This window comes from Streptomyces adelaidensis (genome assembly GCF_016598475.1).
Lineage (GTDB): Bacteria > Actinomycetota > Actinomycetes > Streptomycetales > Streptomycetaceae > Streptomyces > Streptomyces adelaidensis.
Genome location: NZ_JAEMUX010000018.1, coordinates 117,491 through 124,121, shown reverse-complemented (window position 1 = coordinate 124,121; position 6,631 = coordinate 117,491). Strand labels below are relative to the sequence as shown.

The 6,631-nt window shown below is 74.1% G+C and carries 7 protein-coding genes; 2 read left to right on the top strand and 5 right to left on the bottom strand.

Features of this window, described 5'->3' with window-relative positions:
- Positions 1 to 757, top strand: a 757-nt coding sequence (locus tag I8N67_RS13530) for an EamA family transporter (RefSeq protein ID WP_234045618.1), incomplete at its 5' end; no start/stop codon positions are given.
- Positions 758 to 763: 6 nt separating this feature from the next.
- Positions 764 to 976, top strand: coding sequence for an EamA family transporter (locus I8N67_RS42560; RefSeq protein WP_267912739.1), 213 nt, complete (start codon positions 764 to 766; stop codon positions 974 to 976).
- Positions 977 to 1,005: 29 nt separating this feature from the next.
- On the opposite strand, the gene I8N67_RS13525 is transcribed toward I8N67_RS42560, so the two are convergent.
- The 5 genes from I8N67_RS13525 to I8N67_RS13505 all read right to left on the bottom strand — a co-directional run bounded on the left by I8N67_RS13525 (position 1,006) and on the right by I8N67_RS13505 (position 6,554).
- A complete protein-coding gene (locus tag I8N67_RS13525) occupies positions 1,006 to 1,686 on the bottom strand; it encodes a response regulator (RefSeq protein ID WP_200303297.1) in 681 nt (226 codons plus the stop codon).
- Positions 1,683 to 2,981 (bottom strand): sensor histidine kinase, encoded by a 1,299-nt coding sequence (locus tag I8N67_RS13520; RefSeq protein WP_200303302.1) that lies wholly within the window; start codon positions 2,979 to 2,981, stop codon positions 1,683 to 1,685. Before I8N67_RS13520 ends, I8N67_RS13525 begins: the two co-directional genes overlap by 4 nt.
- A gap of 118 nt (positions 2,982 to 3,099) precedes the next feature.
- Positions 3,100 to 5,226 (bottom strand): MMPL family transporter, encoded by a 2,127-nt coding sequence (locus I8N67_RS13515; protein WP_200303296.1) that lies wholly within the window; start codon positions 5,224 to 5,226, stop codon positions 3,100 to 3,102.
- Positions 5,227 to 5,348: 122 nt separating this feature from the next.
- Positions 5,349 to 5,768 carry a cytochrome P450 gene (locus I8N67_RS13510; protein ID WP_200303295.1) on the bottom strand — a complete coding sequence of 140 codons (420 nt, stop codon included), beginning with the start codon at positions 5,766 to 5,768 and terminating at the stop codon, positions 5,349 to 5,351.
- 54 nt (positions 5,769 to 5,822) lie between these two features.
- Positions 5,823 to 6,554, bottom strand: coding sequence for a tellurite resistance TerB family protein (locus I8N67_RS13505; protein WP_200303294.1), 732 nt, complete (start codon positions 6,552 to 6,554; stop codon positions 5,823 to 5,825).
- Positions 6,555 to 6,631: the final 77 nt, after the last annotated feature.

Here is a 6,631-nt window from a genome sequence, read left to right as displayed (position 1 = left end):
ACGTATTCGACGACGGAAGATCACGACTGTGCCGAACCGCACTTCCTCTCTGACTCCCGCGCGCCCGGCAGCCGCCGGTCCGCGCCCCGCTCGTGGCGGTCTCCTCAGCGGGCCCGCGCCCATCCTCGTCTCGGCCGTGGTGTGGGGGACGACCGGGACCGCCAGTTCGCTGGCACCGGTCGGCGCGCCGGCGGCGGCCATCGGCTGCGCCGGGCTCGCGCTCGGCGGCATCCTGCTGTTCCTCACTTCTCGCGGCGCGCGCTCGTTGCCCGCCGCCTGCACCCGTGCGGAGCGGTGGCTGCTCGCTCTCGGTGCGCTGGCGGTGGCCGGGTATCCGGTCGTGTTCTATCCGGCGGTGGCCCGGACCGGCGTGGCGGTGGCCACCGTGATCGCGTTGGGCAGCGCGCCGGTGTTCGCCGGACTGCTGGCCTGGATCACCGGACGGGTCCGGCCGACAGCACGCTGGACCGGCGCCACCCTGGCTACCGTGCTGGGCTGCACCCTCCTGGTGCTGGGTCCCGAGCTCGCCGGAGCCGCCTCGCCGATGGATCTGACGGGCGTCGTCCTCGCGGTGTGCGGGGGCCTGTCGTACGCCGTCTACGCCCTGATCGGCGGCAGGTTCATCGCGCGCGGCCACTCGTCCGACGCGGTGATGGGCGTGCTGTTCGGCGCGGCCGGGCTGCTCGTCCTGCCGCTGTTCCTGTTCGTCGACATGGAGTGGCTCGCCACCACGCGCGGCGCGGCGGTGGCGGTGTAACTCGCCCTGTTCACCCTCTGCCTGGCCTACCGGCTCTACGGGCGGGGGCTGCGGCGTACGCCGGTGTCGGTGGCCACGGCGCTGACCATGGGCGAGCCCGCCGTGGCGGCGGTCCTGGGGGTCGCCGTCCTCGGTGAACGCCTGCCGGCCGCTTCCTGGTGCGGGCTCGCCGTCCTCGCTCTGGGCCTGGTCCTCCTGACCGTCGGACCGACTGCCTGAGGAGGCTCGGCAGCGGCAGGCGGGGCGACTCAGACCGCTCCGGGCGTCACCAGTCCCGACTCGTACGCCACGATCACCAGCTGGGCCCGGTCCCGTGCGCCCAGTTTGCCCATGATGCGGCTGACGTGGGTCTTGGCGGTCAGCGGGCTGAGGCCCAGGGTGTCGGCGATCTCGGTGTTGTTGAGGCCGCGCGCGACGAGGCCGAGGACTTCCTTCTCGCGGTCGGAGAGGCCGTCGGGGCCTCCCGTCAGCGGCACGGGTGGCGTTGACGGGCCGCGCAGCAGGCGGGCGATGAGGCGGGCCGTGGGGCCCGGGGAGAGGAGCGCGTCGCCGGCGGCCACCGTGCGGATGGCGTCCAGGAGTTCCGCCGGCCGCATGTCCTTGACGAGGAAGCCGGAGGCACCGGCGCGCAGGGCCTCCACGACGTACTCGTCGGTGTCGTACGTGGTGAGCACCAGGACCCGTACGCCCGCGAGGTCGTCGTCCGCCGCGATGAGGCGGGTGGCCTCGATGCCGTCCAGGTCGGGCATGCGCAGGTCCATGATGACGAGGTCGGCCCGCGCGGTGCGTGCCAGCTCCACCGCCTCCCGGCCCGTCCCCGCCTGCCCGACCACCTCCATGTCCGGCGCCGACTCCACGAGCATGGCGAAGGCGGCGCGGACGAGCGTCTGGTCGTCGGCGAGGAGTACGCGGATGGTGCGGTCGGTCATCGGGCCGCCCTCCGCACGCGCTCGTCGTCGTCGCCGTCGCCGTCGCCCACACCCACACCGGCACCGGCACCGGCACCGGCACCGGCACCGGCATCAGCCATGTGTCGCTCGCCGACCCCGCCCAGTGGCAGCACCGCCCCCACGTCGAAACCGCCCCCCTCGCGTGGCCCGGCGTCCAGCGTGCCGCCGACGCTGCGGGCCCGCTCCCGCATACCGAGAATCCCGAAGCCGGAACCGGAACCCGCGCCAGAACCAGAGCCCGCCCCGTCATCCGTCACCCGCACCCGAAGCACCCCTCCCCCGCCCCGCAGCTCCACCCGTATCCCCACGCCCGCTCCCCCATGCCGTACGGAGTTGGTCAGTGCCTCCTGCACGATGCGGTAGGCGGCGGCACCCACGCCGGAGGGTACGCCGTCGGCGGTGACCGTGACCTCGACGCTGGCCCCCGCCGTGCGGGCCGCGTCGACGAGGTCGGAGAGGCCGTCGAGGCCCGGCAGCGGGCCACGCGCACCGCCGCCGTACTCGGACTCGCGCAACACCTCCAGCGTGCCGCGGAGTTCGCCGCGGGCGCTGCGGCAGGTCTCGGCGATGTCGTCGAGGGCCTCGGCGACGGCGGCGCGGTCGAGGCGGCCGGGGTCGGCGGCGAGGACGTGCGCGGCGACGGAGGTCTGCACGCCGATGAGCGTGATGCTGTGGGCGAGCAGGTCGTGCAGGTCACGGGCGATGCGCAGCCGCTCCTCCGCGACCCGCCGCCGCGCCTCCTCCTCGCGGGTGCGTTCGGCGCGCTCGGCCCGTTGGACGACGGAGTCGACGTACTGGCGGTGGATACGGACATATCCGCCGAAGACGAGGACGGAGACGATCCAGCCGGAGATCCGCAGGAACTCCGGGATCTGGTGGGGTGTGAACAGCGCGTTGACGGTCAGGGTGACGCCGACGACGGCGGCGCCGGTGAGCAGCGTGCGGCGGGCCGTGCCGCTCACCGCGACCGTGTAGAGCGCCAGCATGGCCGGGGCGACGGCGGCCGGGTGGTTGTAGTCGGAGGCGTGGTACGGGGCGACGAGGGCCACCAGCGCCCAGAGCGCGAGCAGCGGGTGGCGTCGGCGCCAGACCAGCGGCAGATGGACGGCGAGCAGCAGGGCGAAGCCCGGCGGGCCCGGGACGCGCCCGTCGCCGGTGATGACGGCGGCGGTCGCGCAGTCGAAGACGGCCAGGGCGACCGCGAGATACGCGTCGAACCGCAGGGGGTGAACCCGGGCGGCCGTACGCAGCCGTTCGACGAACCCCGGCCGCATTGTGCCCTTGGCGCCGACCGTCTCGGCACTCGTACTCGTGTTCCCCGTCACGGGCTCATCCTCCGTCAGGAGGGTGCCCCTCCGGGAGGGAGGGGCGCCCCGGTGGTGATTCCGGTTGTCAGCCGACGGCCACGCGTTCCCGGTCGGGCGTCTCGCCCGGCGGCGGACCGACGGGCTCCGCCGGCTCCCGCGACAGCGCTCCCGGCCACCACACCTTCCGCCGCAGCGCGACGCTCGCGCTGGTCACGAGGTACGTACGGACGAGGAAGGTGTCGAGGAGGACGCCGACCGCGATGACGAAGCCGAGCTCGACGAGTTGGACGAGCCCCATGTTCAGCAGCACGGCGAAGGTCGCGGCCAGCACGAGCCCGGCGGAGGCGATGACCCCGCCTGTCGTCCGCAGCGCGGTGAGCGCGGCGGCGGCCGGTTCCGCGCCGGCGAGGGACTCCTCGCGCATCCGGTGCATGAGGAAGATCCCGTAGTCGACACCGAGGGCGACGAGGAAGACGAAGGACAGCAGGCCGAGGCCCGGATCGGTCCCCTCGAACCCCAACACCGGCCCGAAGACCAGTCCGCCGATGCCGAGCGACGCCCCCCACACCGCGACCACGGCCAGGACGAGCAGCAGCGGGGCGACCAGGCTCCGGAGCAGGACGACCAGGATGAGCAGCACGGACACCAGCACGATCGGTACGACGACGAGCCGGTCCCGGGCGTTGGTGTCCTTGAGGTCGAGCTGTTCGGCGCTCGGCCCGCCGATGTAGGACTCCGGCAGTCGGTCCCGCAGCGACTCGATGGTGGTGGTCTCGGCGGCCGACTGAGGCGCCCCCTTCGCGATGACGGAGATCTCGGTCCAGCCGTCCCCGTCACGGCCCCGCTCGACCGCCGCGACCCCCTCGTGCTCCCGGATCCCGGCGATCGTGGCGTCGGCCCGCCCGGACGGTGTGATCACCGAGATCGGCTGGGTGCTCTGCCCGGGGAAGGCCTTGCCCAGGGTCTCCATGGCCGCGACCGACTCAGGCTTGTCGACGAAGGAGTCCTCCTGCTTGAGCGAGCCCGGCAGGTTCAGCGTGCCGAGGGCGAGCGTGCCCAGCAGTACGGCTCCGCCGGCGAGCACGACCAGGGGCCGCCGCCCGGCGGACGAGCCCATCGCCGAGAACAGGCTCCTCCGCCGCTTCGGCTCACTGCCGTACGCCGGTACGAGCGGCCAGAAGACCCGCCGACCCAGCAGGACGAGGATCGCCGGCAGCAGGGTGAGCATGGCGAGCAGTGCGCACAGCACACCCACCGCACCGAGGGGCCCCATGCCCCGGCTGCTGTTGAGGTCCGCCGCGAGCAGGCACAGCAGCCCCACCGCGACCGTCCCGGACGAGGCGAGCACGGCGGGCCCGCAGCCGCGCAGAGCGACCCTCATCGCCTCGTACGGCCGCTCGATCCGCCGCAGTTCCTCGCGGTAGCGGGAGACGAGCAGCAGCGCGTAGTCCGTCCCGGCCCCGAAGACCAGGATCGTCATCACGCCGGAGCTCTGGCCCGACACGGTCGTCCCGAAGGCCTGGTTCAGCCCGTACGCCACGCCCATCGACATGAAGTCCGCGATCCCGGCGACGACGAGCGGTACCAGCCACAGCACCGGGCTCCGGTAGATGATGATCAGCAGGACGGCGACGACGCCGACGGTGGTGTAGAGCAGCGGCCCGCCGAGCGCCTCGTAGACCTTGCCCGCGTCGGTGGCGAGGGCCCCCGGGCCGCCCACCTCGACCGTCAGCCCGTCCTCGCTGTGGGCGACGTCCCGTACCCGCTCGACGAAGGCGTCCCGCAGCTTCTCGTCGGTGCCCGGTCCGGTGCTGGCCACCGGGTACATGAGCGTGGCCCCGTCCTGCGACGGGACCCCCTCCGGACGGCCGACCAGCCGGTCCCGCTCCCCGATCTGCGCGACCTGCGCGTCGGCGACGGTCCGGTCGACGGCCGTCAGGCCGCCGTCCCGGTGGTACACGAGCACCAGCTCGGTGCTCTCGCCGCCGGGCAACCGCTCCTGGATCTTCGCCACTTGGGTGGAATCCGCACTGGCCGGCAGGTAGTCCACCGCCCGGTCGTGCTGCACCTCCCCCAGCTTCGCGGCGAACGGCGCCACCACGGCGAGCAGCACCACCCACAACCCGAGCACCAGCCACGGGACGGCACGCCGCCGCGCCCGCACCGCGCCCCTCCCGGCCGCACCGGTCTTTGCGAACTCCTCGGGCCCCATGCCGGGGTCCCCCCTCCTCGACGGGTGTCTGGACATCCACCAGACTCCCGGCGCCGGAGGGGCGATTCGTCGGGCGTGAGGGCGAGTTGATCCGTACTGCCCGGGGCGGCACGGCGGCCGCGTTACTCCCCGGGGAGTACGCCCGCCTCTTCGGCGGGGGCCCGGTCCGTCCGGCGGTCGAGGACCAGCCGTGCCCCCTGTGGCCGCATGGCCATCCGCGGCAGCGGCGCGGGGGCGCCGCCCGGCCGCGCCCGTACCCGCCACCGGCGGCAGATCACCGCGAGGGCCATCTGTGCCTCGGCGAGCGCGAACGCGTCGCCGACGCACCGGCGGGCGCCGGCGCCGAAGGGGATGAACGCCTCCCGGTGGCGGCGTTCGATCCGGTCCTCGATCCAGCGGTCGGGGTCGAACCGCTCGGGCCCGGCGAACACGTCCGGGTCGCGGTGGAGGGCGTAGGGGCTGAAGAGCGGCCCCGCGCCGGCGGGGAGTGGGTGGCCGCCCAGTTCGGTGTCGACGAGGGCGGCGCGGCTGAGCAGCCACACGGGCGAGCACGGACAGACGGCCGGATGGTGGCGTGGTGGCGGTGGCGGTGGCGGTTACGACGGGGTCCGGGCCGCCGCCAGCAGCCGTGTCACGTCGTCCCCGCAGATCGTGAGCGCCGCCCCGACCGTGGAGAGCGCGTCCCGCTCCGCCGGGGTGTACGGCCCGTCGGCCAGGGCGATGCGGGCGCCCTGGAGGAGGATCGCCTCTCGTCCGGTGGGCGCGAGATGCGGGGCCAGCGGGTCCAGGGCCTCGTGGAGCTCTATGGCCAGTCCGGCGCCGCACGGCTCCCCGAAGAAGCGGCCCGTGTCGGCGGCGAGGGCCTCCACCAGGGCGCCCAGCTGCTCCTCGGTGCAGTCGTCGAAGCCCGCGGAGCGTACGGCAGTGGCGGCGACGGACAACGACGTACGGGTGCAGGTGCCGCCCGCCGCGAGGACGGCGAGGGCGACCGTGTGGACGGCGTCGCGGAGCATCGCGGCGAAGCGGGTGGTGGTGGGGTGGTCGAGGACGTCCGTGGCGTAGTGCTGGAGGCAGGCCGCGCACTCCACCACCGGGCCGGTCTCGCCCCGGGGCAGTACCGGGACGCCGAGGAGGGTGAAGCGGCGGCGGCCGGTGAGGCGCTGGTAGTTGCGGTCGCCTCCGCAGCCGGGGCAGAAGAACTCGCCGTCGCCGACGCCCGTCCACGCGGTCCGGGTGCCCATGACCCGCGAGAGCCCGGTGACACGGCCGAACGGCCCGACGCGGGCGGGCACGGTGGCACGGCCGATCGGTCCCGGTCCTGGCAGCACGTCGCACCTCCGTAACCCCACGGCAACATCGCCGCGCTTGCGTGATGTTAGCCACATCCGTGAGGCTCAGTCAGTAC